Raw genomic sequence first — 25,562 nt, 5'->3', positions numbered from 1 at the left:
CAAACTCAAGAAGCTGTTTTACGTTTTTGTTTTAAAATGGTCTGATCCAGTGAACTGGAAAACTCTCGCTTATCTCGTTCTGAAATTGGTGGCGGGCCACCCGTTTGGACCCCTGCACCGCGTAAGGTATCCATAAAATCACGCAAATGCAGACGTGCTTTCACATTGGCAGTCGTATAAATTTCACCACGTGGATGAATGGCAATACCACCTTTCTCAATCACTTGTGCTGCAAGCGGAATATCCTGCGTAATGACAATGTCATTCTCTTGCATGCGATCTACGATTTCCTGATCAGCCTGGTCCGCCCCACTCATCACTTGAATGGATTTAATCCGTAGTGATGGGGTAATACCAACATTCTGATTGGCAACAAAAGTAACTTCGAGTTGATAACGATCAGATGCTCTCAGAATCACTTCACGCAAAATTTTAGGCAAAGCATCAGCATCTACCCACAATTTAAATGGCAGCACGTTGGCAAAAGCTCTTGAGAATAAAAAACACAGTGTAACAGATTACGGTAAAAGTAGAGTGAAGATCATGCATGTGATTAGGCTGATTGTTGCTATGTCTCGTGCTTGAACAGCATATTGATATTTCACGCTAAAAAATAAATTAATTTGTACTGAATTACAGATTCAGACTTGAAATATGACAGTTACCCTCGATTTAATAGAGTAAGTTCAATCTTTTTAGCATTACGCTTTATGAAAAATCAAAACAGTCCAGAAACCATTAAAATTCAAGATCAAAATTTCGGTAATCATGTCGAGCATTGGAACTTATTGACCGATACGCCCGAAACAGATGTTCCCAAATGGTTAGGATTGGCACTTGATGCACCCGTAATGCCAATGGGACTATGCCAAGATGAACATGAGATGGATCAATCATTTTGGTTGATTCAAGGCCCAAGTGGTCAAGCCGTTTCGATCAACCAGATTATTGCCGTTGAAGACCAAAAACCACGTGCATTAAAAACAGCATTTCCAAGTTTTGAAAGTCCTTATAAATATGATGCGCAAATCGAACGAATTATTACCTGTAACTCTTCGACTCAGGCGGTATTACGTTTAAACTTAAATAAAAATACCATTATTTATGCCTTTGATAATTTATTCAGCGTAAATAGCTGTCAATATGACAAGAATCAAACCTATCAAGTTCAATTTAATGCTTGGGCATATGAATTGGAAACAGTATCTGACGATGAGAAAATCATTGTTGACGACCCTGCTTCAATTAAACATCACCGTGCATTAAATGCAATTTTGGCAGAACATAATGGAATTGCGCCAGAGAACTTACAGGAACTAATTAATGACTGGCAACCAAAAACGCCAGAAGATCAAGAACCTGTCACTGTCGACTTTTCTAAAATGGTGGCTTATTTATTCGGTGAAACGCTTGGTCAAGAAGATGAAGCTTGGTTCCAAGGTAATATCGTCGGTAAAACATCAATGCAGTTTATGCAGGATGAATATACCCTTTATGACGTCACGCTGGTATTAGAAGATGATTTACCTGCAATCTTAATTCGTATTGCCACCAAAAATGAATTGTATAAAAACTTTAACATTGGCCAATATATTCGTGGCAACCTATGGATTCAGGCCAATATTTATGCTAAAACTGCAGTTAAGTGACAAAAAATCACATAAATGGCATTTTTAGGCGTTCTAATGAAAATTATACCAGAACAAACGACCACCAGTCTGATTCATTCGAGTGATCAAGGTCTTAAACTTGATGTTGGTGCTTTTTGCTTTTTTTTACTTGGTATGTTTTTAGCAGCACTCATGTTTCATCGAATTGGCTTTTTTTAACTTTTTGACCACTACCCTATTCGCATATAAAAGCCCTCAATGTTGAGGGCTTTTATTTTATCGACACCTTATGGCTTAACCATGACGCTTCGCAAACTCATCCATGAAGTTCACCAATGCTTGCACACCTTCCAACGGTACAGCATTATAAATACTCGCACGCATTCCGCCCACTGAACGGTGGCCTGCCAAGTTCAATAAGTGATGTTGTTCAGCTTCTTGTAAGAAGGTCTTTTCAAGTGCCTCATCCGCTAATGTAAAAGGTACATTCATCATTGAACGGTTTGGAATGGCAATTGGGTTATTATAGAAATCGCTAGAATCAATATAACCATACAGTAGTTTGGCTTTCTCTTGGTTCACTTTATAGATCGCATCTACCCCACCCTGCTCAAGCAACCATTCAAACACAAGACCAGATAAATACCATGCGTAGGTTGCAGGTGTATTCACCATTGAACCATTTTTAGCTTGATCCGCATATTTTAAGATACTTGGAATTTCAGGTTTCGCTTGATCTAATAAATCATCACGAATAATGACAATCGTTAAACCCGCTGGGCCAATATTCTTTTGCGCACCCGCATAAATCAATCCAAATTTGCTGACGTCCAATGGCGCAGACAAAATACTAGATGAATAATCACAAACCAACGGCGCATTCACCTCTGGAATCGCAGCAAATTGCAAACCACCAATGGTCTCGTTATCCGCATAATGCACATAAGCAGCATCGTTTGAAAGGTTCCATGCACTTTGCTCAGTAATCGCATGTTTACCATCAATGAGCGTACCTGCTTCAACGATATTGATATCGCCGTAACGTTTCGCTTCTTTGAGTGCTTTCTCAGACCAAATACCCGTATGGATATAATCTGCCTTATTATTCTTGCCAAGCAGATTTAATGGAATTGCTGAAAATTGTAGGGATGCGCCACCTTGTAAAAACAAGACTTTATAGTTTTCAGGAATATTCATGAGCTTACGTAAATCAGCTTCAGCCTTCTCTGCCACAGCAACATAGTCATTGCTACGATGACTCATTTCCATGATCGATAGACCTTTGCCCTGCCAATTCAACAATTCTTGTTGAGCTTTTTCTAAAACGGCAGTAGGTAATGCAGCAGGACCAGCGCAGAAATTATAAGCACGCATGAGTTTTTCCCTTGTTAAAGTGGAACAAATTGGAATGGGAATTTAACCATAGATTGGCGAAGCTTGCAGCAGCTTATCGCGTAAATATTTCAATTTAACCAAGAAAATGATATTAATTTTTCAATCCTATTGGATGTATAAATGATATTTTAGGCCAAGGTTCAATAGTCGATTAAAACAGCTCATTTTCATCTTTTTTTCAAAGATTTATTTAGATTAAAAACTCTACTTTTTACAATTTCACTACACCAAAAGTGGAGATATAACTATTTAATTAAAAACATATTATTTTAATTTTACAAAAAGAATTTAGACTTAGTCAGGATATTATTAAATTGCGACATAACCAAATGTTGAAACGACATGATCGACCGAGTTTTAAGGTCCAGCACTTTCCTAAAATGTTAAGCTTGAGTATAGGCTTAATCAGCTGTGCCCTATTTTCTACGGCTGTATTTGCACAAACATTGAGTTATAGCGAAGCTGAACAATATGTTGTGGAAAATGCCTATTCGACACAAGCCCAACAAGCCTTGCAACAGGCCTCCCAACTTGAAATGGAAGCTGTAAAACATCTCGGCTTACCCCGCATTGATTTAAATGCCCGTGCCTATTCATTTCATAGTGAAACCAGCGTACCCCTAGAATCGAGTAAACGTCGACTGGAAAACTCACTCACTCGTGGGTTTGATGATAAATTATCACAATGGGGCAACGTGCTTCCGCCAGAAGTAATTGATCAAGTCAGTCAAGGTTTTGATCAGACGGTTAATGAAGGGTTAAACCAGGTTCCCAATAATTTAGATGTTACGGTCAAAGATCATGATGTCCGCACCTCCATCTCAATGGTCATGCCGCTCTATACTGGCGGTAAAATTAGCAGTGCGAAGCAAATTGCAACGATTCAAGCGCAACGCTCAAACATCAGTGAAAAGCAACAACAAGATTCACAACGTTTTGAAATGATCCAATCCTATTTTAATGTGCAATTGCAACAACAGTTACTCAATGCCAGCCTGTTTAATTTAAATGCAATGCAAGAACACTATAACAACGCGCTCAAATTAGAGAAACAAGGCTTTATTAATAAAGGCCAGCGTATGCAATTTGAAGTGGCGCGGAATAATGCAGAACGTACCTATCAAAATGCCCAGTCAAATCTACAAGCGAGCCAGTTTAGTCTCAAAAACCTATTACAGAGTAAAGAAGCCCTAAACCTCACTACTCCCCTGTTTGTAAATACCAGCCAAAATCATTCACTGGACAAACTGCTTGCAAATTATGATCAAAATTCAAGTTTGATTAAAAAGCTGCAAATGGATACCCAACTTGCCAACGAAAATATCAAAGTACAACAATCTGCGAAAAAACCAAGTTTGTTTGCCTTTGGTGAATATGGGCTGGACAATAAAGAGAACTGGATTGTCGGTGTGATGGCCAAATACAATTTATTCTCTGGCATTGATAACAATAAAAATATCCGTGCTGCCGAACTGAAAAAATATGCTGCTGAATTAATGACAGAGCGCACCAAGCAAGAAGTCGAAAATGTGCTGTACAAATCTTATAGCGAATTAAATGCATCTCAAACCAGCCATCAACTGTTAACCCAAAACACCAAAGCCGCACAAGAGAACTTACGTATCCAACAGCTTTCATTTAAAGAAGGTATGGGTACGGCAACTCAAGTGATTGATGCACAAAATGCTTTCAGCGCATTAAGAAGTGAGATGGCGATAAATTCATATAAATACATCTTATCTTTAGCGACTTTATTACAAAGCTATGGTTCGATTGATGAGTTCAAGCTTTATGTTAATCAACCACGTACTGACTATATCCGCTAATTGGAGAAATTTATGAGCCAAGATCAATCATCATCCAATTCAGAACGCGATACAGATCAAGTGGGTAACGCCGCTGAAACTCAAGACACCAACACCCGGACTGAACAAATTGCACCTGTAGAAAAAGTGGATCCACTCAAACCTGATACCACCACCTCAAATCAGCAACAACCACCTGCTGAGCCACCGAAAAAAGGCAAGGCAAAAATTATCGGCTTCATTATTTTAATCCTGCTTTTGGGTCTGATTGCATTTGGTTTATGGAAAGCCTATCAACCCCAAGCGATTGAGTTACAAGGTCGAGTTGAATCAGAAACAGTGCATATCAGCACCAAAGTTCCAAGCCGTATAGAAGAGTTCTATGTGTCTGAAGGTCAAACTGTTAAAAAAGGCCAAGCATTGGTTCGTTTTGTCAGCCCTGAATTAGAAGCGAAAAAAGAACAAGCACAAGCGGCATTACAAAGTGCGACCGCTTTTCATTCAACGGTATATCGTGGTGCTCAACAAGAGAATATCGATACCCTATATGCCAATTGGCAAGCGATGAAAACCCAAGCAGAATTAGCAGCGACAACTTATAAGCGTGGTGAAACTTTATTTCAACAAGGTGTAATCTCGCGTCAACGCCGTGATGAAATGCTGGCAGCACAAACCTCTGCCCGTGAAACTGCCGAAGCATCTTATCAACAATATGCCCGTGCCAAACGTGGAAGTACTGAACAACAAAAATCAACTGCCGATGCACAAGTTGCGATGGCTCAAGCCGCAGTAAAAGAAGCCAATGCCCTGACTGAAGAAACCAAACTGTATTCACCAACAGACGGAACCGTATCTAAAACTTACGGTAAGCCCACCGAACTTGTCGCAACGGGTGTTCCTGTAGTCAGCATTATCGAAGATCATGATTTGTGGATCAGCTTGAATGTTCGCGAAGACATGTATAGTTCAGTTTATAAAACTAAAACTTTAGAAGGCTTTATTCCTGCGCTGAACCAGAAAGCAACCTTTAAAGTCAAAAATATTGATGCTGAAGGTGACTTTGCAACCATCAAAACTACACGTCAGACAGGCGGCTATGATATTCGCAGTTTTAAGTTCCACTTGGTTCCAGAGCAAAGCATTCCAGACTTAAAAGTTGGTATGAGTGTCTTGTTTAAAATTGAAGAGGCAAAATAAGCGATGTTTGCAGTGATGCTGCGGGAATTGCACTATTTAAAACGCCATAAAGTTGATTTTTTTATGGCGGTTATTGCCCCGTTACTGGTGATTCTGTTGTTTGGCAGCATGTTTTCAGCGGGTAAAGCTGAACATTTACCCATTGTGGTGATTGATCAAGATCAAAGTGAAATGAGTCGTAAGGTGATTCATGCGCTCAGCATTAATCACACCTTAAAGGTTAAAACCATTACGGCTAGCCAAGATGAAGCCGAACGACTCATCAATAAAACCGAAGCGTGGGGATTCGTGATGATCCCTGAAGGGGCTGAGCAACGTCTGGTCAAAGCCCAAGATGCGCAGATCAGCATTGCCTATAACCAGTCTTTTTTTAGTATCGGGAATACCATTTCCTCTGCCATGCTGATCAGTACCTTAAATGGTCTGGCTGATTATATGGGGCAAAGTTATTTAGCCAATACTATTCCCTATTTAGACATGCCCACACCACATATTAAAATCTCAACGCTTTATAATCCAAGTATGAGTTATGAACTATTTCTGGAACCGTTTATGGTACCAGCAGTCTTACATTTACTCCTATGTTGCTGTGTGGCTTTTGCCATTGGTCAGGAATTTAAGCGCAAGACCGTTGGCGAATGGGTGAACTCAAAACAAATTGTCTCCAGCCTACTGGGTAAAATCCTGCTCTATGTCTTTATTTTCTGTGCTTGGACTTGGTGCTGGATGTTCTGGCTCACACATATACGTGGTTACTTTATCGCGGGTTCACTGACGCTCATTCTGGTTGCACAGTTTTTGCTGTATTTTGCCTATGCCGTGATTAGCAGTACAGTGGTATTAGCTACTCAGAATTTACCCAAAACCTTTGGTTTTATCGCACTTTATGGCGGATCTTCACCGAGTTTCTCAGGCATTACCCTACCCTTGAATAATGCCCCTGCATTTACTCAATTCTGGTCAATGATTATTCCCTACACCCCTTATGCCAAATTACAAACTGAGCAATGGATAATTGGCAGTGATCTGTATGTTTCACTGCTTCCATTAGGGATACTACTGATCTTTGCAGGCTTATTTTTTGTGCTAAGTGTCCGTCTATTAAAGAAAAATACTCAGGAGCTATGCTCATGAAATCATTTTTCGGCTATTACCTACAGACCTTTAAAAATATCTTTTCCAATAGCTCGGTATTTACCACCCTCATTGCGGCAATCTTGCTCTATAGTTTTTTCTATCCTACTGCCTATAAAGCACAATCTGCAGAAGATATCCCGATTGTGATTGTGGATGAAGAACAAAGCATTTTAACTTCAAAAATCATTAGCCAAGCATCGAATAGCCCGCATATTAAGATCACCACCGTGACAGATAGCTTTCTCGAAGCACAACGGATGGTGAAAAACCAGCAAGCTGAAGGTATTTTGCTACTTCCTGAAAATCTCACCAATAGCTTAAAACGTGGCGAGATGGGAGGGATTGGCCTATATCTCAGTACCGCTTATTTCATTCGAACCAAAGAAGTAGGTGTAGGCTTAGCAAGCTCAATTGAATATACCTTAAAAGAGCATTTGGAAAAATTTGGCAATGCTTCTGCTTTTGAACCAGAACTTTCAATTCATCAAATTCCTTTGTTTAATACCCTGTCGGGTTATGGCAGTTATATCTTCCCTGCTGTGGCCAGTTTGATTATTCATCAGACTATTTTGCTTGGCCTTGCCATGCTGATTGCCAGTTATCGTGAACAAGGCTGGGTGGCAAAACCTGTCGAGTTCTGGGCCACTTTTGCAGCAATCTTTACCACGGGTTGTTTAGGCTGCATGTATTTATTTGGCTTTACCTTCTGGTTATATGAGTATCCACATGGCGGCAATTTCTGGGGCATGCTGCTTGCCGTACCGATTTATGTCAGCTGCGTGATTGGATTAGGGATGCTGGTCGGTTCACTGGTCGATATGCCAGAACGAGTGGGTCATTTGATTGTGGTGACGTCCGTCCCCCTATTTTTGCTGACAGGCACGGCGTGGCCACATGAAGCCATGCCACATTGGATGCAATACTTTGCATGGACACTACCTTCAACCCATGGTGTACAAATGTTTGTTCAGCTCAATCAGATGGGCGTACCAACTGCCATTGTGGTACCAAAACTGATTTATCTTGCAACTGTTGCTGCAATATTATTGGCGATTTCTTATTATCGTCTGGTTAAAAAATAGTGTTTTTCGCTTTAAGTTGAGATTAAGGATCTCTTGGCATATTGCTTCAATCGTAGGCATTAAAAGGTAAGGCTAAATCTAGCATACCTTTTAATCCACATAAATTGAGGCATGGATATGGCTAAAGTATGCTATTGCGCTGATGACTTCGCAATGAATCCTGAAATTTCAAATGCGATACTATTGCTGATCAAAACAGGCGCTTTACATGCAACTTCTTGCATGACCCAAGCAGAGTATTGGCCAGCTGCAGCACAACAGCTCAAGACAATCTCCAATAATATCCAAGTCGGTTTACACCTGAATTTCACTCATGCATTTAGCTCAGTAATCACTACCTTTCCATTACCAATACTGATGCTCAAAGCATGGGGGCGACAGCTGGACAGCAAACTGATTCAGCAAAGTATTGAGCAACAGTGGAATGCGTTTGTTGCAGCTATGGGGAAGCAGCCTGATTTTATTGACGGCCATCAACACATCCACCAATTTCCCATGATTCGGGAGGTCTTGGTTAGTTTCCTGAAGCAACAAAATTTTCAAGGTTGGATTAGAAATCTACAGCACCCCATCCCAGCCTCTCATCACAAGATCAAAACACACCTACTCTCAACACTTGGTGCATCTAAACTAGCCGCAATATGCCAGCAACAAAAAATTCGACAAAATCGGTATTTCGCGGGGATCTATAACTTTGAATCCAACAACTATGCCCATTTAAATCAACAATGGCTTGAACATGCTCAGGATAATTTATTGATCATGTGCCACCCTGCTACACAAGCAACTGATCAACAAGATCCAATTTCAACTGCACGTGTTCAAGAATTCTATTATTTAAATTCAGCCCAATTTCACTCTGACTGTCAGCGCTATCACATTACACTGAGCCCAATGGATATATTATTATGATAAACAGTCCATTTTTATCTTGCGTTGTTCCTGCCTACAACGAAGCAGAAAACCTTAAAAAGTTTATCCCAGCTTTGGCCCTGCAATTAGAACAACAAAATTTACACTACGAGATCATTATTATTGATGACGGTAGTCAAGACGATAGCATCGCTATTTTACAGCAAATGCTAGATGACTATCCGCTACGTATAGTCACTTTCTCTCGTAATTTTGGCAAAGAAGCAGCCTTAAGTGCAGGTCTGGACTACGTTACAGGTGATGCTGCGTTGCTGATCGATGCCGATTTTCAGCATCCGCTCGATGCAATTCCAACCATGCTGCAACTCTGGAAAGATGGCTATGACATGGTGTATGGCATTCGGGATCGGAGTACCGAATCTTGGTTGAAAAAGCTTTTTACCCAAGGCTATTATCACGTTTTGAATTTAAGTTCTTCTGTCGATATTCCTGAAAATGCGGGTGATTTTCGTCTGCTCGATGCAAAAGTCGTTGAAGCAGTAAGAAAGCTTCCTGAAAAAAACCGTTATATGAAAGGGCTATATGCATGGGTCGGTTTCAAGAGTATTGGTATCCACTTTACTGAACAGCAGCGTCAATATGGTCATTCTAGCTTTAATTTTAAGGCCTTGCTTCAACTCGCAATGTCAGGATTAACTGGATTTTCAGACCTCCCTTTACGCTTATGTGTTTATCTCGGTGCACTACTTGCATTCTTTGCAATGAGTTACGGCGTTTGGATCATTGTTGAAACGATGATTGAAGGTATCCGTGTCCCTGGTTGGGCCACCTTAGCCGCTGGAATGACACTTTTAGGTGGTATCCAACTACTCTGTATTGGGATTTTAGGTGAATATATTGGTCGTATTTATGCGGAAGTCAAAAACCGTCCCAAATATATTGTTTCTGCTGAATATTCACATACACCAGCTAAACCATTCGCGCATGATAAGCAAAATAATGTAGTTTCACTCTAATGCAAACTCATGTTCTACAGCTGTGTCGTTTTGGTATTGTTGGTTTGATTGCGGCACTTTCACACTACCTTCTTGTGATACTGCTGATTCGCCCCCAATACCAGGTCTCATTAAAATATGCAAACCTCTTCGCCTTTTTCATCGCTTTCTGGGTCAGCTACTTTGGTCATCGTATTTTGACTTTTCAAGCCACACATCTACAGCACAGAGAAACCCTGAAGAAGTTTATCGTCGTAGCTGGGCTAGGATTCATGTTGAATGAATCCGTTTTATTAGTCAGTCAGCATTACTTTGATCTCCCAATTTCGATGCTGGTTATTTGTAGTATTGGCATCACCTCAATTTTTACGTTTTTACTCAACCGTTATTTTGCATTTCAATAATAGGGATTCATTATATGCAACAATGGCTACGATCATCCAAATTTCTACTTCTCTTTTTACCCGTTTGGCTATTGATGACATCATGGATTCGCCCGCTATCCGTACCAGATGAAGGAAGATATGGCGATATCAGCCGTTACATGTTGGAATCTGGAGACTGGTTAATTCCACGCCTAAATGGCTTACCGTTTATGCACAAGCCCCCTTTGTTGCATTGGCTTTCAACAGCTTTGATGGAGGTATTCGGGGTTCATACATGGGTACTGCGACTGGTTCCAACCTTAGCGGGCAGCATGATGTTAATCAGCCTTTTTGTTTTTTTAAAAAAACATGTCTCGGAACAGATTGCCCAACTCAGCATTATAATTCTGGCAACCAGTTTATTATTTTACGGTAGCAGCGAATATATCAACCATGACTTGTTAGTGGCCTCATGGATGACGGTTTGTATTTTAAGTTTTGCTGACTTTACTCTCTCAGGGAAAAAGTCAGTTTTATTTTTAGCTTACTTTGCAGCAGCGGCGGGCTTCTTGAGTAAGGGGTTGATTGGCGTGTTAATCCCTGGCATGGTTTTACTACCATGGTTGCTTTACACACAGCAATGGCGAAAAATCCCCGCCTTACTCAACCCGTTCGCAATTCTGTTTTTCCTTGCTTTCACTGCGCCATGGATCTATTTGGTTCAATTAAAATACCCACAATTTTTACACTATTTCTTCATTGATCAACAATTTAATCGCTTCAGTTCCAATGGCTTTAACAATAAGCAACCGTGGTTTTTCTATTATCTGATTCTGTTTGTGAGTTTTTTGCCATGGTTCTTTGTCAGTCGGTTTCAATTTCCAAAACGTATTTTTCAAGCATCACTTTCTCCATCTTTATTGGCACTATGCTTATGGTGGTTTATCTCGGTAAGTATTTTTTTCTCAATTCCTCCCTCAAAATTAGCAGGTTATATCTTACCAGCTGTCGCCCCAATCGCAATCTTACTCGCTGTTGCTGTACGATCTGCATTGGAGAATCCTGATAAAAATAAACTGCAAATCTGGGGAACAGCTGTTTTTATTTTTGTATTAGGACTAGCAATTACTTTAGCACCGCATTTGATCAAGAATGCGCATGCTTTCTATCAAGCACATACGATTCAGATCTATAGCCTTGGTGCGATGCTCTGTATTATTCCTTTCAGCTTAATGCTGTTATGTAAACACAAGAAAATAGATTATTTAACTGCAATTTTTTTAAGTTTGATCCTGTTTTGTACCTCTATTTCCGCAGCTGCCCGCGTTCTCGACACCAAGAACAATGCTGACCAAGTCGACTTTGCAAAATCGATGAATCCCAAATCGGAGGTGGTCTTTTATTATAACTACTTTTACGACCTTCCCTTTTTATTAGACTTAAAAAAACCAGTCTATATTGTCAATGATTGGGAAAGTGTCAAAACAGATAACTCGTCACTTGAACTTAAAGATGGCCTGTTATTTGAGCCTGAGCGTCAACACTATTTATGGAATAAGCAGCAACTCCAAGACAGACTAAATCAGAAACAACCCGTACTCCTTATTAGCAATCCTGGTGGCTATACCCCCAAAGATCACAGTATAAAGGTTCTACACTACCGTAACTATGATGTGTTTTTGTTCAACCAGATCCCCTAAAGAAAAAAGGAAGCCCATGAGCTTCCTTTTTTCTTTCCTAAAAGCCTTAGGCTTCAGGTGTGTCATCTTTCGGCTCAGCCGCCACTTGTTCAGAAGTGATTGCTTCAGCTTCGCTATTTTCTACTTCGTCAATCGCATCTAACTCTTCGTCATCTTCCACTGCTTCAATAGATACCACACCAACTAAGGTTTCAGCATCACTTAAACGGATCAAACGAACACCTTGTGCATTACGGCCTGTGGTTGCAACTTCCGCAGCACGTGTACGTACCAAAGTACCACCATCAGAAATCAACATGAGTTCTTTGCTTTCATCAATTGATACTGCGCCGACAAGCTCACCATTACGCTCACTGGTCTTAATCGCGATTACACCCTTACCGCCACGCTTCTTGGTTGGGAAGTCATCAACTGGGGTACGCTTACCATAACCATTGGCACATGCACACAACACCTCACCCGTTTCAGGCACAACGACGAGTGAAACAATGCGGCTGACTAAGTTTGAATCTGATGAATCATCATTGTCATCGCTGTCATCATTTTCAACATCCGCATCTTCAGCTTCAATGGTATTGCTAGCGAAGCTGACACGCATACCACGTACACCTTTGGCAGTACGCCCCATGGCACGAACATCAGTTTCAGCAAAACGAATTGCCTTACCTTCATTCGAGAACAACATGATCTGCTGGTTACCATCGGTAATCGCAACACCAATCAAGGTATCTTCTTCATTCAGCTCAATTGCACGTAAACCGTTTGAACGAACATTACTAAATTGTGCAAGTTCAACACGTTTGACCGTACCTGACGCAGTTGCCATAAACACATAGTGATTTTCAGGGAATTCCGTCAATGGCAAGATCGCAGTCACAGTCTCATTCGCATCCAGTGGAAGCAAATTAATAATTGGACGACCTTTTGCGCCACGCGAAGCCTGCGGAACTTCAAATACGCGTAAGCGGTAAACTTTACCCACATTGGTAAAGCACAGTACCGTTGCATGGTTTGACGCCACAATTAAATGTTGGATGATGTCATCATCTTTCATTGCTGTTGCAGACTTACCACGACCACCACGACGTTGCGCTTGATAATCAGACAGTGGCTGAGTTTTCGCATAACCTGTTTGAGATACAGTCAATACAACTTGCTCTTCAGGAATCAAGTCTTCACGGCAGAAATCAACACCAGACTCGACAATCTCAGTACGACGACCATCACCATATTGTTGCAAGATCAACGCAAGCTCTTCACGAATCACATTCATCAGTAGGTTAAAATCATTCAGAATTGCAGTTAATTCGGCAATTTGACCTAAGATTTCAGTATATTCTGCGTGTAACTTGTCTTGTTCCAAGCCCGTTAAGCGGTGTAAACGCAACTCTAAGATCGCGCCAACTTGAGTCGGTGACAAACGATAGATATCACCCGACAAGCCAAATGGACGTGTTGGGTCTTCGCCTTCAATCTCATCTGGGCGAACAGAGATAGCGCCTGCTTTTTCAAGCAATGCAACCACACCACCACCGGCCCACTCACCTGCTTGTAAACGCTCGCGCGCTTCAGCTGGGTTAGCCGAAGTTTTGATGGTTTCAATAATGGCATCAATATTGGCTAAGGCAACCGTCAAACCTTCCAAGATATGACCACGCTCGCGTGCTTTACGCAATTCGTACATGGTACGACGTGTCACGACTTCTTGGCGGTGACGAATAAATGCCGCAATAATCTCTCTCAGATTCATCAACTTTGGCTGACCATTATCGAGACAGACCATGTTGATGCTGAACGAGTTTTGTAATTGTGTATGCAAGAATAAATTATTCACCGCAACTTCAGCGTTTTCACCACGCTTCAAGTCGATGGCAATACGCATACCGTCTTTATCAGACTCGTCTCGAAGTTCAGAAATCCCTTCAAGTTTCTTTTCTTTGACTAACTCGGCAATACGCTCAATGGTTTTTGCCTTGTTGACCTGATAAGGAATTTCAGTAAAGACGATCGTGGTACGACCTGTTTTCTGGTCTTCTTCGAAATGATATTTACCACGAATATGCAAACGGCCTTTACCGGTACGGTAAGCATCTACGATGCCTGATTTACCGTAAATAATACCGCCTGTAGGGAAATCTGGGCCAGTAATGTGCTCCATCAAACCTTCTACAGAGATATTCGGGTTATTGGCATAGGCCAAACATGCATTGACCACTTCGGTCATGTTGTGTGGCGCCATATTGGTCGCCATACCTACCGCAATACCTGTCGTACCATTAATCAAAAGATTTGGAATACGCGTTGGCATTACTTGAGGAATACGCTCAGAACCGTCGTAGTTATCTTCCCAATCAACCGTATCTTTTTCTAGATCAGCTAAGATTTCATGGGTGAGTTTTTGCATACGAACTTCGGTATAACGCATTGCTGCTGCGCTATCCCCATCGACTGAACCGAAGTTACCCTGACCATCAACCAACATGTAACGCAAGCTGAAGTCCTGCGCCATACGAACAATTGTTTCGTATACTGCACTGTCACCATGAGGGTGATATTTACCGATCACATCCCCAACTACACGAGCAGACTTTTTGTACGCTTTGTTATAATCATTGCCCAATTCGTGCATCGCATATAATACGCGACGATGAACAGGTTTTAGACCGTCTCTAACATCTGGCAATGCACGAGATACAATTACGCTCATCGCGTAATCTAGATATGAATGCTTGAGTTCGTCCTCAATGGCAATCGGTCTGATTTCCGATACGCTCATGCATACTCCTTGTTTACAGGTAGAGAGTTGTACCTGTTTTTATGTCTTCAATCTTGCAAAATTTTAGCTCAAGGGCTTGAACTAAAAATAAAAAATACAGCGAAAAATTATAGCACAAAGCACAAACCAACTGTGAGTTTAAGTATCTAAAAATAGCATTTTTTTACAATAAAAAAATTATATAAATGAACAACTTAAAATTATCAAATACAGACCTAATTAAGAAAAATTGATTGTTATATTTTTTGTACAAAAGATCGGCAAATTATTGATCAAAACAGCATATTTAAATGAAATCAAAAAGACTCGGCATTTACTCAAGCTTATGCTTGCTTAAATGCCAAACCCTAAATTTATCAAGATATTCTCTTTTGTATTTGCAACGATTGCTGATCAGACTCACTGATCTTATCCTGTTGCATAAAATAAAAAGCCATGCAAAACAAAGCTAGAATAAAAGGTGTTTCATAAAGCTCTTCTACGATGTCTTGATTTAACATATCGCTGAATAGCCATGTATAAATAAAGCGATGATGTTCAACACAATCAGCAAAAAACAATGATGTGATTGCAACCAACAAATACCAAAATGGGAACTTGACATGCCACAGTATGTATTGGATTTCAGCTCGTAATTTTGAAGAGAACAGCATCAATACAACGGGTGCGATTACAAAAATAGAAATAACTCTAAAATAAAGGCGTGGAATATCAGGGAAAAAATCCCGGCCCCAACTAATACTTCGACCAAAAAACATGAACCACCAAGCGATCGCCCACATCCAAAACCATTTCTTTTGATCTGTAAGCGTTTTTGGCTTCATATACAACCAAGTGAAAGGTACCCCCGCTAATAGTATCAATGCTTGAATATCTTCGATTAAATGCACATTCCACATCGTTAACCAGCTCCCCTTAGCTAAGGCTAAGAACCAGATAACAAATAACATAATGGACAAGCCAAACGCTCCAGCATTAAAGCGCATATTAAATTTCATGGGGAGATAACCTATCCAAGAAAATGGATAAATAACAATCTTAACAAAAGTGTACCAGCAAGTACACTTATAAATAATATTAATGATTAATACTGATTAAAAAGCAACACTTTCTATTCTTTTCATTCTTCAACTTTTTTATCACACAAAAAAAACGCCCCTTACGGAGCGTTCTTCAACTTCATTCAGAGCGAATTAAAGTTTAGATACCAATTCAGGTACTACAGTGTTCAAATCACCCACTAACCAGTAGTCAGCAACACTGTTGATTGGCGCTTCTTCGTCTTTGTTGATTGCAACAATAACTTTAGAATCTTTCATACCTGCCAAGTGCTGAATCGCACCAGAGATACCAATCGCCATGTAAAGATCTGGCGCAACGATTTTACCTGTTTGACCTACTTGGAAGTCGTTTGGTACAAAGCCAGCATCTACCGCAGCACGTGAAGCACCTTGAGCAGCACCAAGCTTGTCAGCCAATGGATCAAGTACTTTGTGATAGTTTTCACCAGAACCGACACCACGACCACCAGAAACAACGATACGTGCAGCAGTTAACTCTGGACGATCTAGTTTCACGATTTCTTCGCTTACAAACTTAGAAATACCCGCATCTTTCGCTTCAGCAACCGTTTCAACTGTTGCAGAACCGCCTTCAGCAGCAACAGCATCAAACGCTGTACCACGAACTGTACCCACGATAATTGCTTCGTCAGATTGAACAGTTGCGATTGCATTACCTGCGTAGATTGGACGCTTGAACGTGTTTGCAGATTCAACAGCGATAATGTCTGAGATCATGCTTACGTCAAGAAGCGCAGCAACGCGAGGAAGAACGTTCTTACCTGTTGTTGTAGAAGCAGCTAATACGTATTTGTAACCGCCTTTCGCGATGTCAGCAACTAAGCCAGCAACGTTTTCAGCCAATTGGTTTGCATAAGCTGCATTGTCAGCAAGTAATACTTTGCTCACGCCAGCAACTTTAGCAGCAGCGTCAGCAACTGCTTGAGCGCCAGAACCAGCAACTAATACAGTAATATCACCACCGATTTTTTGAGCTGCCGCAACAACGTTTAAAGTTGCACCGTTAAGTGTCTGGTTGTTGTGATCAGCGATAACTAAAATACTCATGATTTTATCCTTCTGTATTAGATCACTTTCGCTTCGTTTTTCAATTTTTCAACAAGCTCGTCTACAGACTTCACTTGTACGCCAGCTTTACGTTCAGCAGGAGCTTCAACTTTAATTGTTTTAAGCTTAGTGCCTGTTGCAACGCCATAATCAGCAGGTGACTTAGTATCAAGCGGTTTTTTACGCGCTTTCATGATGTTTGGAAGAGCAGCATAACGTGGCTCATTCAAACGCAAGTCAGTGGTGATGATTGCAGGAAGTGCAAGCTCAACAGTTTGTAAACCACCGTCAACTTCACGAGTTACTTGAACTTTACCACCGTCAACTTTAACTTCAGATGCGAAAGTACCTTGACCTGCACCAAGTAAAGCACCAAGCATTTGACCTACTTGGTTAGAGTCGTCATCAATTGCTTGTTTACCAAGAAGAATAAGTTCTGGTTTTTCAGCATCAACAACGCCTTTCAAGATTTTAGCAACTTCTAGAGCACCAATTTCATCAGCAGTTTCAACTAAAATACCGCGGTCAGCACCTAAAGCCATTGCAGAACGAATTTGTTCTTGAGCGTCTTTAGAACCCACTGAAACAACAACGATTTCAGAAACTGTTCCTTTTTCTTTTAAGCGAACCGCTTCTTCCACTGCGATTTCACAGAATGGGTTGATTGACATCTTAACGTTGGTAAGGTCAACCCCACTATTGTCCGGCTTAACACGAACTTTTACGTTGGCATCAACCACACGTTTTACAGCGACAAGAGCCTTCATGTAATCCTCGGCTGTTCTAAGCAAGTAAATGTAATGAAGAGCATTCTAACTCTTCGATTGAAACTTTTTAGGTGCCCTATCTTGCAATGTATTTGGCATTTCGGTCAAGTCACAATTTCCGCTATGGCAATAAAAAAGATGAAACGCTCAGTTCACATATTGAAAATAATTATCGGTGCTACAAATTTAGCTTATAAATATGATGAATATTAAACTTTGATTTTTTTAATATTTTATAAAATTCAACGATCTAAAACAGGTATTTTAATTTAACTAAGGATGATCTGTAACTGATCGTTTCTAGCAAAATTACAAGTGTTTTGGATTTTGCAAAAACGTGGCAATTAAGTAAGAACAGCAATTAAACGAATACCAGAAATAAACAGGAAAAGTAGTCGACTATTAAACGCTCAATTTTGCAACATAATATATCAAGAATTAGCTTTTTTGCGCACGCGGATGGGTTTGATCATACACTTTAGCCAGTTGTTCGAAGTCAACATGGGTATAAATCTGGGTAGTCGACAAATTACTGTGCCCCAACATCTCTTGTACAGAACGTAAATCCCCACTGGCAGACAGCATATGACTGGCAAAACAATGGCGTAATAAATGAGGATGTAAATCGACATTCACACCTGCACGTTGTGCTTGTAACTTGACCCGATTTTCAATTTGACGTGGTGTTAAGGCATTACCACGTTGTGAGATAAAAACCGATGAATCCGCATTAAAGCCACCTAGCCAAATTCGATAGATTTTCAACCATTCAACCAAACTGTCTTTGGCCTTTAAACCAAAAGGAACAATACGTGTTTTATTGCCCTTCCCTGTAATCCGTAACAGTTGCCGATTAAAGTCGACATCTTTAATCGTCAATCCTTGTAATTCTGCCAAACGAAGACCACTGGAATAAAGCAATTCGAGCATGGCTTTATCACGTAACCATAATTGTTGTTCGATCGGTTTCTCTGGTGCTGCTTGGTCTAAAATTTGGTGAACGGTTTCAATATCAATCATCCCTGGTAAAGGTCGCGGTTGGCGTTTTAATCGAAAATCTTCAGATGGATTCTGTTCTAAATACTGACCTTGTTCTGCCCATTTCATAAATTGGCGAATTGACGTTAAATGACGCTGTAAGCTACTGCTACTCAGTTGATCTCGCTCAACCCTTGCCGCCAGATATTCCCGCAAATCAGAAGCTTCAACATCTTGCAGTTGCAGTTGTTTATATTCACAAAACTTAAAGAAATCGGTTAAATCACGCTGATAGGCTGCAATGGTATGTTCAGACTGATTTTGAATGATCCGTTCTTTTAACCACATGGACAGCAGTTTTTCAGGGCTTTCCAAGTTGCTCTCCAGTGTTATGCCTATAACTACGGCTACAGTCTAGCAAATTTTACTTCTCTTTATCATTAAACAAATATCGAAGAATCTATTGCTCTGTACTACAATCATTTCCAAGTTTTAAATGGTGCTTGACCAATGACAGCCATGCTTATTCCTTATCTCATTGCAATTACTTTGCTCACGCTTACTCCGGGTTTAGATACCACGCTGATTATTCGTACTGCCACCTTGGAGGGCAAAGCAAAAGCCTTTCAGGCGGCTTTGGGGATTAATCTTGGCTGTATTGTATGGGGAATTATTGTGGCCTGTGGTTTAGGTGCGTTGCTGATGACTTCGGATCTGGCCTTCAATGCCTTGAAATGGATGGGTGCAATTTACCTGACATGGTTAGGACTCAATCTCCTTTTAAAACCCCGTAGCCAACTTGCGAATGTAAACGATTCAACAGTGACAACACAAAACTGGTTTATTAAAGGTTTTTGGGGCAATTTACTCAATCCCAAAGTCGGTATTTTCTATATTTCCTTTTTGCCACAGTTTATTCCACAGTCTTCGTCTCCAATTATATGGACTATGGGGCTGGTGATGATTCATGTCGTGATCGGCTTGATCTGGTCAATTTTTCTGATCGCTGCAATGCAGTCCATTTCTGCTTATTTAAAACAACCTAAATTTATTCGCTACATGGATCGCATCACAGGCAGTATTTTTATTTTGTTTGCATTGAAACTGGCTTTCAGCAAACGATAAACAATAAAAAGCGTGCTGTTCACGGCACGCTCAATATCCATTTCATTCCTGCTCTAAATTTTTTAAATAATCATTAATTTGTATGACGACTTCATCTGCACATTTCTCTGCAAGTTGATGATCACCATCATCAACGATATAGAGTTTGGCTTTTTGCAAGATCTGATTTAAATATTGTCCAACCTCAATCGGACTAATCGGATCTTGATTACCCCAGATCAATAAAGTACCCACCTCGATATCTGGTAAATGTTGCTCATAGTCGACTTTCGTGGTCACAAACCAATCAGGATATTCAATATATTCCTGCTGATAAAACTGCCGCCAGTCTTGAACTTGAAATCGGTCTAAATTAATTCCACCCGAAGTTGCAATCAACACTAAACCTTTCACCAAATCTGATTTCTGTAATGCTGCTGCAATCGCAAAGATTCCACCCATGGATTGGGCAATCAGAATAGAAGGCTGTTGAATCTGTGCAAGCACATAATGACTCAGATCATCAAAACTGTTAATGTCTGGATCTGTTGCCACCCCATGAAAACCAGGGTACGCAATCACTTGCTTTGTATAATGATGAGGAATCTGTGCAATCAGCGGATTCCAAAATTGTGTATTGCCTGATGCGCCCGCAAGAAAGACTAAGTTCATCTCATAAGCCATCTATCAATTGTGCAAGCAAAGGCTCAACCATTTCCTTGGCTCTTAACTGCTGTAACCATACAGCAGGAATATCCTCATACCCAAAAGCAAGTCCTGCCAATCCACCAGCCACGCATGCTGTTGTATCCGTATCACGCCCCAAAGAAATTGCTTTTTTTATCACGGCTTGGTAGCTGGACTCTTGTAAGGCTAAATAAGCTGATTTGAGGCAATCCACAACATAACCGCTTCCCGTTCCTCCCTCTAAATCATCAGGGCGGATGAAAAATTCTAATTGCTCCAATTCATCTGGTCGATTTCCATAATACCCTCTTAAGATAGTCACAGCATGTGACCACGCGGCATTAATCGTCATCCCTTTTAAAATATATCTCGCCCATAAACAATATAAAGCACAACATACTTTTGAGCGTAGATGCGCATGGGTAATATGAGATTGTAAATAGGCAGCTAAAATTAATGCCTCGTCTGTCCCTTGATGCCACAACGCTAATGGTAGAACTCTCATCAATGCCCCATTGCCATTAGCATGTTCATCATCAATCGCGACTTGCATAATTGGCGTGCCTTGTAAATATTGTCGAATGGCTGTTGCTGTCTGCACACCCACATCAAATACATGATAATCAGGAGCCATATATCCAAACTGATACCAATTCGCAATGCGATTCATTAAATCAACTGGATCTAACTTTTGACAATGAAGTAAAGATGCCAATAAACACAAAGCTTGTGCACCATCATCGGACCAGGTGCCAATTGGAATATCAGGATAGGTTCGACTAAAATTTTTAGGCGGAATCATATCGATATCAACAATATGAGGGAGTTGTTCAGGTAAGTTAAATTCATAAGGCACACCAACCGCATCACCGATTAATAAACCATAAATAGCACCACGAATCTTATTTTTCATTTTTCTCACATTTTATTATTGTAAAAACAAAAGGTAAAAAGCCTAACCTCAGACTTTTTACCTAAAATCAGTCTAATTTAGCCTTGGAAATATCTTAAATCCAAACGGGCATCATAAACATGCGTGGTTGGACCAGTCATCCACACCACATCACCTTCACGCCAAGCGATATGTAACTTACCACCAGCAAGCTGCACTTCAACTTCATTGGCCAGCAAACCACGGCGCATACCACTGACCGCTGCGGCACAAGCCCCTGTACCACAGGCTAAAGTCTCACCGACACCACGCTCAAATACACGTAAACGGATATGCTTTTCATCCAGAATTTGCATAAATCCAGCATTCACACGTGCAGGAAAACGTGCATGTGATTCCACTTGTGGACCAATACGCTCAACATCCGCAGTCAATACATCAGGAACAATGGTGACCGCATGCGGATTACCCATGTTCACCACATCAATATTAATGCTCTGATTATCTGCAAGCTCTAATGCGTATAAACCTTCAATATCTTCATGCTCTTGGGTCACAAATGGAATTTCTTCTGGCAGAAATTTTGGTGGTCCCATATTCACACGAACCCAGCCATTGGCACCCAACTCAGGCTCAACGATACCTGCTTTGGTTTGCACACGAATTTTGGTTTTGGTCGTGAGTTGACGCTCATGTACGAAGCGAGCGAAACAGCGCACACCATTACCACATTGCTCGACTTCAGAACCATCGGCATTAAAGATTCGATATTTAAAATCGACATCTGGTAAATCAGGTGGCTCAACAATCAGTAGTTGATCAAAACCCACACCGAAATGACGATCAGCCAAACGTTGAATCGTGACTGTATCTAAATAAGCACGCTGGGTCACAAGGTCAACGACCATAAAATCATTGCCCAACCCATGCATTTTGGTAAATTCTAAATACATCTTAATTTACTCCTCAGGCAACAAACGCTCTTTTTCCCAGAGTGATTCTATGGTTTCGCGTTCACGAATTAAATAGGCTTGACCACCACTGACCATAACTTCAGCAGCACGACCACGGGTATTGTAGTTCGAGCTCATCACAAAACCGTATGCACCCGCACCTAATACCGCCAACACATCATTTTCCTGAAGTGCTAAATCACGCTCTTTCCCTAAGAAATCGCCTGTTTCACAAATTGCACCGACCAAATCCCAAGTTTTAACTGCAACATCAGGATTTGGATTGACCGACTGAATATCCATCCAAGCTTCATATAAAGCAGGACGAATTAAATCATTCATCGCCGCATCAATAATGGCAAAGTTACGATGGTTTGTTGGTTTCAATAAATCAACTCTTGTTAATAATGCGCCTGCATTGGCAGAAATACTACGCCCAGGTTCCATATAGACTTTGAGTCCCAACTTTTCTAAAGCTGGACGCATCGCATTGGCATATTCCTCAACGCTTGGCGGGGTTTCATCTTTATAACGAACCCCCAAACCACCACCGATATCAATATGTTTGAGGTTGATCCCCAAGCTTTTCAATTGCTCAATCATTAAAATGACACGATCAAGTGCATCGACAAAAGGCTTGGTCTCGGTCAACTGTGAACCGATATGACAATCAATCCCGACAATCTCAAGATTTGGCAATGAAGCTGCATATTGATAAGTTTCATCAACGGTATCGCTTGGAATACCAAACTTGTTTTCTTTCAACCCTGTTGAGATATAAGGATGTGTTTTGGCATCTACATCTGGATTTACACGTAAAGAAATCGGTGCTTTTTTACCAAGTTTTGCTGCAACTTTCTGAATGCGATCTAGCTCGGCATGTGATTCCACATTAAAACAAGCAATCCCAACATTTAAGGCTTTTTCGATATCTGCTTCAGATTTACCTAAACCAGAAAACACGATTTTCGACGGTTCACCACCTGCCGCCAGAACACGTGCCAGTTCCCCACCGGTCACGATATCAAAACCTGCACCGACTTTTGCCAACACACTCAGAACAGCCAAATTTGAGTTTGACTTCACCGCAAAACAGATTTGATGATCAATAAAATCAAAAGCACGGTGCATATCCAAATAATGCTTTTCAAAAGTTGCTTTTGAATACACATATAAAGGCGTGCCATATTGCTGTGCGAGCTGATCCAGTGAACATTGCTCAGCGTGCAATACTCCATTAATGCGAGTGAAACTCATGAAGATGTCCTTATTTACAAACTTAAGGTGAGATGGTCTGTGATTGAGTCGTTGACGATGTTGCTTGGCGTTCTACCTCTGCTTGATCTGCTTTTGCGTCAGATGAAGCCTTAGCCTGAGGTGCTTCATTTTTATAAAGCAGATATTTAGCGCGCTTATCCTGATTTTGATCAGACGGTAATTGCAATGCACCTGACTGACCACATGCAGTTAAAATAACGCTGCTCAGCAACACACTGATAGAACAAATGACTTTAAGCATCTGTGCACCTAACTTTTACAATTCGGAGCAGTATAGCGTGATCATTAGATCGGCTAAAGTCTAAACTTGAATGAATCAAACAATAACCATAAAAAAACGCCGACTTTGAAGTCGGCGTTTTGGATTAAATCGGCCAAATAATTACTTTTTCTTCTTATAGAAGAAATAACCAATTGCCAAAATAACGAACCAAAGCGGGCTAACTTTGAGTGATTCCAACGTCGTTTCATCCAAGGCAAGGAAGTAGATCGTTGCAAGGAAGAAAATAATCACCACCCAACAAGTAAACACGCCGCCAGGCAATTTAAATGTTGATTGCGCATGCAGTTCAGGACGATTTTTGCGGTAGTTGATATAACTCCACATAATGATCATCCATACACAGATGAACAGAATCGTAGAGAGCGTTGTTGCTAAGGTAAACGCCGTCACTTCATCATTGGTGCCCGTTTGTAATTTATAAACAAACTGAACAAAGGCACCAATAAAGATACAGATTGATGAGAAAATCAATGCTTTTGCAGGAACTGCAGACTTCGATAATTTACCAAATAGCTTCGGTGCTTGTTGATCGGTTGATAAGCCAAATAACATACGGCTAGTTGAGAATACACCACTATTCATCGATGACATCACTGACGATAACACTACTAAGTTCATGATAATTGCCGCAGAAGCAATACCTGCTTGTGAGAAGATGTTAACGAATGGGCTGACTTTAGGATTGATCTGATCCCACGGTGTTACACACATCACCACGAATAATGCCAATACATAGAAAATGATGATACGAATTGGAATCGAGTTAATCGCTTTCGGTAAGTTGCGCTTCGGATCTTGCGTTTCAGCAGCCGTGGTCCCAACCAACTCCACCCCGACAAAGGCGAAAATCGCAATCTGGAAGCCTGCCAAGAAGCCATCAAGACCTTTCGGGAACATGCCACCATGTGTCCAAAGGTTGGAAACACTTGCAACCGTACCAGAAGCATTGGTAAATCCAGTAAAGATCATCCATAAACCAACAGCAATCAGGACAATAATCGCGGTGATCTTCACCATCGCAAACCAGAACTCCATTTCACCGAATAGTTTGACGGTAACCAAGTTCAAGCCCAATACAAACAGGATTGCCACTGTACTGATCAGTAAACCACCCAATGGTGTAAATGACTCGCCACCATTAAAGAATTCCAGATAGTAAATAATGGCTGATAAATCTGCGATACCAATGGTGACCCAACAGAGCCAGTAGGTCCAACCAACAAAATAACCAGCCCAAGGACCAATTAAATCCGTCGATAAGTCGATAAAAGATTTGTAGTTAAGGTTAGATAGTAACAGTTCCCCTAATGCACGCATTACGAAGAACACCATCAAACCAATGGTCATATAAATAAACAGAATAGATGGTCCAGCCAAACTAATGGTTTTACCAGACCCCATGAACAGCCCTGTTCCGATTGCACCGCCGATCGCAATCAACTGTAGATGTCGATTAGATAGACTACGGTGAAGTCCGCTTTGCTCAGCAGCCTCACTCAGATTTTGATTCGACATTTTACAAAAACTCTCCAGTGTTTTTAGTTCATTAGCCAAAG

24 protein-coding genes are annotated in these 25,562 nt (G+C 40.8%); 11 read left to right on the top strand and 13 right to left on the bottom strand.

Features of this window, described 5'->3' with window-relative positions:
• Window positions 1–5: 5 nt before the first annotated feature.
• Window positions 6–476, bottom strand: coding sequence for a YaiI/YqxD family protein (locus V6E90_RS02815; protein ID WP_016540857.1), 471 nt, complete (start codon window positions 474–476; stop codon window positions 6–8).
• A 234-nt stretch (window positions 477–710) separates the two neighbouring features.
• On the opposite strand from V6E90_RS02815, the gene V6E90_RS02810 reads away from it, so the two are divergent.
• A complete protein-coding gene (locus tag V6E90_RS02810) occupies window positions 711–1,649 on the top strand; it encodes a hypothetical protein (RefSeq protein ID WP_101236279.1) in 939 nt (312 codons plus the stop codon).
• Window positions 1,650–1,685: 36 nt separating this feature from the next.
• A complete protein-coding gene (locus V6E90_RS02805) occupies window positions 1,686–1,829 on the top strand; it encodes a hypothetical protein (protein WP_004654651.1) in 144 nt (47 codons plus the stop codon).
• Window positions 1,830–1,904: 75 nt separating this feature from the next.
• Here the strand turns inward: V6E90_RS02805 and serC are convergent, their stop codons facing one another.
• Window positions 1,905–2,984, bottom strand: coding sequence for a 3-phosphoserine/phosphohydroxythreonine transaminase (gene serC, locus V6E90_RS02800; protein WP_016540855.1), 1,080 nt, complete (start codon window positions 2,982–2,984; stop codon window positions 1,905–1,907).
• Between the two features lie 350 nt (window positions 2,985–3,334).
• Between serC and V6E90_RS02795 the strand changes: the two genes are divergently transcribed.
• From V6E90_RS02795 to V6E90_RS02760, 8 genes are all read left to right on the top strand, one after another.
• Entirely contained in the window at window positions 3,335–4,831 is a 1,497-nt protein-coding gene (locus V6E90_RS02795; RefSeq protein ID WP_332604459.1) for a TolC family protein, read from the top strand.
• 12 nt (window positions 4,832–4,843) lie between these two features.
• Entirely contained in the window at window positions 4,844–6,007 is a 1,164-nt protein-coding gene (locus V6E90_RS02790) for an HlyD family secretion protein (RefSeq protein WP_332604458.1), read from the top strand.
• 3 nt (window positions 6,008–6,010) lie between these two features.
• Window positions 6,011–7,141, top strand: a complete 1,131-nt coding sequence (locus V6E90_RS02785) for an ABC transporter permease (RefSeq protein ID WP_332604457.1) — start codon at window positions 6,011–6,013, stop codon at window positions 7,139–7,141.
• The gene (locus tag V6E90_RS02780; RefSeq protein ID WP_332604456.1) at window positions 7,138–8,226 is read left to right on the top strand and encodes an ABC transporter permease; all 1,089 of its coding nucleotides are present in this window, start codon (window positions 7,138–7,140) and stop codon (window positions 8,224–8,226) included. The genes V6E90_RS02785 and V6E90_RS02780 overlap by 4 nt, the downstream gene beginning before the upstream one ends.
• Before the next feature lie 117 nt (window positions 8,227–8,343).
• A complete protein-coding gene (locus tag V6E90_RS02775; RefSeq protein WP_332604455.1) occupies window positions 8,344–9,138 on the top strand; it encodes a ChbG/HpnK family deacetylase in 795 nt (264 codons plus the stop codon).
• On the top strand, window positions 9,135–10,115 hold the full coding sequence (locus V6E90_RS02770; RefSeq protein WP_262758712.1) for a glycosyltransferase family 2 protein: 981 nt from the start codon (window positions 9,135–9,137) through the stop codon (window positions 10,113–10,115). The genes V6E90_RS02775 and V6E90_RS02770 overlap by 4 nt, the downstream gene beginning before the upstream one ends.
• Window positions 10,115–10,498 carry a GtrA family protein gene (locus tag V6E90_RS02765; protein WP_023270344.1) on the top strand — a complete coding sequence of 128 codons (384 nt, stop codon included), beginning with the start codon at window positions 10,115–10,117 and terminating at the stop codon, window positions 10,496–10,498. The genes V6E90_RS02770 and V6E90_RS02765 overlap by 1 nt, the downstream gene beginning before the upstream one ends.
• A gap of 14 nt (window positions 10,499–10,512) precedes the next feature.
• Complete coding sequence (locus tag V6E90_RS02760) at window positions 10,513–12,159, top strand: ArnT family glycosyltransferase (RefSeq protein WP_332604454.1); 1,647 nt, start codon at window positions 10,513–10,515, stop codon at window positions 12,157–12,159.
• Window positions 12,160–12,205: 46 nt separating this feature from the next.
• On the opposite strand, the gene gyrA is transcribed toward V6E90_RS02760, so the two are convergent.
• From gyrA to xerA, 5 genes are all read right to left on the bottom strand, one after another.
• Window positions 12,206–14,935, bottom strand: a complete 2,730-nt coding sequence (gyrA, locus tag V6E90_RS02755; protein WP_332604453.1) for a DNA gyrase subunit A — start codon at window positions 14,933–14,935, stop codon at window positions 12,206–12,208.
• Between the two features lie 356 nt (window positions 14,936–15,291).
• Window positions 15,292–15,933: a hypothetical protein gene (locus V6E90_RS02750; RefSeq protein WP_262758715.1), complete on the bottom strand. Its 642-nt coding sequence runs from the start codon at window positions 15,931–15,933 to the stop codon at window positions 15,292–15,294.
• Between the two features lie 195 nt (window positions 15,934–16,128).
• Window positions 16,129–17,064, bottom strand: coding sequence for an FAD-binding protein (locus tag V6E90_RS02745; protein WP_332604452.1), 936 nt, complete (start codon window positions 17,062–17,064; stop codon window positions 16,129–16,131).
• A gap of 17 nt (window positions 17,065–17,081) precedes the next feature.
• A complete protein-coding gene (locus V6E90_RS02740; RefSeq protein ID WP_332604451.1) occupies window positions 17,082–17,831 on the bottom strand; it encodes an electron transfer flavoprotein subunit beta/FixA family protein in 750 nt (249 codons plus the stop codon).
• 438 nt (window positions 17,832–18,269) lie between these two features.
• Window positions 18,270–19,157, bottom strand: a complete 888-nt coding sequence (xerA, locus tag V6E90_RS02735; RefSeq protein ID WP_167539947.1) for a site-specific tyrosine recombinase/integron integrase — start codon at window positions 19,155–19,157, stop codon at window positions 18,270–18,272.
• Window positions 19,158–19,319: 162 nt separating this feature from the next.
• On the opposite strand from xerA, the gene V6E90_RS02730 reads away from it, so the two are divergent.
• Complete coding sequence (locus V6E90_RS02730) at window positions 19,320–19,934, top strand: LysE family translocator (RefSeq protein WP_023270348.1); 615 nt, start codon at window positions 19,320–19,322, stop codon at window positions 19,932–19,934.
• 42 nt (window positions 19,935–19,976) lie between these two features.
• Here the strand turns inward: V6E90_RS02730 and V6E90_RS02725 are convergent, their stop codons facing one another.
• The 6 genes from V6E90_RS02725 to V6E90_RS02700 form a co-directional block, all read right to left on the bottom strand.
• A complete protein-coding gene (locus V6E90_RS02725) occupies window positions 19,977–20,585 on the bottom strand; it encodes an alpha/beta fold hydrolase (protein ID WP_065342710.1) in 609 nt (202 codons plus the stop codon).
• A gap of 1 nt (window position 20,586) precedes the next feature.
• Entirely contained in the window at window positions 20,587–21,513 is a 927-nt protein-coding gene (locus tag V6E90_RS02720; protein ID WP_065342470.1) for an ADP-ribosylglycohydrolase family protein, read from the bottom strand.
• A gap of 77 nt (window positions 21,514–21,590) precedes the next feature.
• Window positions 21,591–22,445 (bottom strand): diaminopimelate epimerase, encoded by an 855-nt coding sequence (dapF, locus tag V6E90_RS02715; RefSeq protein WP_004805579.1) that lies wholly within the window; start codon window positions 22,443–22,445, stop codon window positions 21,591–21,593.
• A 6-nt stretch (window positions 22,446–22,451) separates the two neighbouring features.
• Window positions 22,452–23,702 (bottom strand): diaminopimelate decarboxylase, encoded by a 1,251-nt coding sequence (gene lysA, locus V6E90_RS02710; protein ID WP_332604450.1) that lies wholly within the window; start codon window positions 23,700–23,702, stop codon window positions 22,452–22,454.
• Window positions 23,703–23,724: 22 nt separating this feature from the next.
• Entirely contained in the window at window positions 23,725–23,964 is a 240-nt protein-coding gene (lptM, locus tag V6E90_RS02705) for an LPS translocon maturation chaperone LptM (protein ID WP_004654681.1), read from the bottom strand.
• Between the two features lie 141 nt (window positions 23,965–24,105).
• Window positions 24,106–25,521, bottom strand: coding sequence for an amino acid permease (locus V6E90_RS02700; protein WP_065342472.1), 1,416 nt, complete (start codon window positions 25,519–25,521; stop codon window positions 24,106–24,108).
• Window positions 25,522–25,562: the final 41 nt, after the last annotated feature.

The organism is Acinetobacter sp. ESBL14 (assembly GCF_036668815.1).
Classification (GTDB): Bacteria; Pseudomonadota; Gammaproteobacteria; order Pseudomonadales; family Moraxellaceae; genus Acinetobacter; species Acinetobacter gyllenbergii.
The sequence above is the reverse complement of the archived record's forward strand: the minus strand, read 5'-3'. Positions and strand labels throughout refer to the sequence as shown.

Bases quoted from the DNA above. Each gene is read 5' to 3' on its own strand.
- dapF (WP_004805579.1), bottom strand. From the start codon at position 22,445: ATGTATTTAGAATTTACCAAAATGCATGGGTTGGGCAATGATTTTATG.
- V6E90_RS02775 (WP_332604455.1), top strand. From the start codon at position 8,344: ATGGCTAAAGTATGCTATTGCGCTGATGACTTCGCAATGAATCCTGAA.
- V6E90_RS02720 (WP_065342470.1), bottom strand. From the start codon at position 21,513: ATGAAAAATAAGATTCGTGGTGCTATTTATGGTTTATTAATCGGTGAT.
- V6E90_RS02730 (WP_023270348.1), top strand. From the start codon at position 19,320: ATGACAGCCATGCTTATTCCTTATCTCATTGCAATTACTTTGCTCACG.
- V6E90_RS02745 (WP_332604452.1), bottom strand. From the start codon at position 17,064: ATGAGTATTTTAGTTATCGCTGATCACAACAACCAGACACTTAACGGT.
- V6E90_RS02810 (WP_101236279.1), top strand. From the start codon at position 711: ATGAAAAATCAAAACAGTCCAGAAACCATTAAAATTCAAGATCAAAAT.
- serC (WP_016540855.1), bottom strand. From the start codon at position 2,984: ATGCGTGCTTATAATTTCTGCGCTGGTCCTGCTGCATTACCTACTGCC.
- V6E90_RS02785 (WP_332604457.1), top strand. From the start codon at position 6,011: ATGTTTGCAGTGATGCTGCGGGAATTGCACTATTTAAAACGCCATAAA.
- V6E90_RS02790 (WP_332604458.1), top strand. From the start codon at position 4,844: ATGAGCCAAGATCAATCATCATCCAATTCAGAACGCGATACAGATCAA.
- gyrA (WP_332604453.1), bottom strand. From the start codon at position 14,935: ATGAGCGTATCGGAAATCAGACCGATTGCCATTGAGGACGAACTCAAG.
- V6E90_RS02750 (WP_262758715.1), bottom strand. From the start codon at position 15,933: ATGAAATTTAATATGCGCTTTAATGCTGGAGCGTTTGGCTTGTCCATT.
- V6E90_RS02700 (WP_065342472.1), bottom strand. From the start codon at position 25,521: ATGTCGAATCAAAATCTGAGTGAGGCTGCTGAGCAAAGCGGACTTCAC.
- xerA (WP_167539947.1), bottom strand. From the start codon at position 19,157: ATGTGGTTAAAAGAACGGATCATTCAAAATCAGTCTGAACATACCATT.
- lysA (WP_332604450.1), bottom strand. From the start codon at position 23,702: ATGAGTTTCACTCGCATTAATGGAGTATTGCACGCTGAGCAATGTTCA.
- V6E90_RS02725 (WP_065342710.1), bottom strand. From the start codon at position 20,585: ATGAACTTAGTCTTTCTTGCGGGCGCATCAGGCAATACACAATTTTGG.
- V6E90_RS02795 (WP_332604459.1), top strand. From the start codon at position 3,335: ATGTTGAAACGACATGATCGACCGAGTTTTAAGGTCCAGCACTTTCCT.
- lptM (WP_004654681.1), bottom strand. From the start codon at position 23,964: ATGCTTAAAGTCATTTGTTCTATCAGTGTGTTGCTGAGCAGCGTTATT.
- V6E90_RS02765 (WP_023270344.1), top strand. From the start codon at position 10,115: ATGCAAACTCATGTTCTACAGCTGTGTCGTTTTGGTATTGTTGGTTTG.
- V6E90_RS02760 (WP_332604454.1), top strand. From the start codon at position 10,513: ATGCAACAATGGCTACGATCATCCAAATTTCTACTTCTCTTTTTACCC.
- V6E90_RS02770 (WP_262758712.1), top strand. From the start codon at position 9,135: ATGATAAACAGTCCATTTTTATCTTGCGTTGTTCCTGCCTACAACGAA.
- V6E90_RS02805 (WP_004654651.1), top strand. From the start codon at position 1,686: ATGAAAATTATACCAGAACAAACGACCACCAGTCTGATTCATTCGAGT.
- V6E90_RS02780 (WP_332604456.1), top strand. From the start codon at position 7,138: ATGAAATCATTTTTCGGCTATTACCTACAGACCTTTAAAAATATCTTT.
- V6E90_RS02740 (WP_332604451.1), bottom strand. From the start codon at position 17,831: ATGAAGGCTCTTGTCGCTGTAAAACGTGTGGTTGATGCCAACGTAAAA.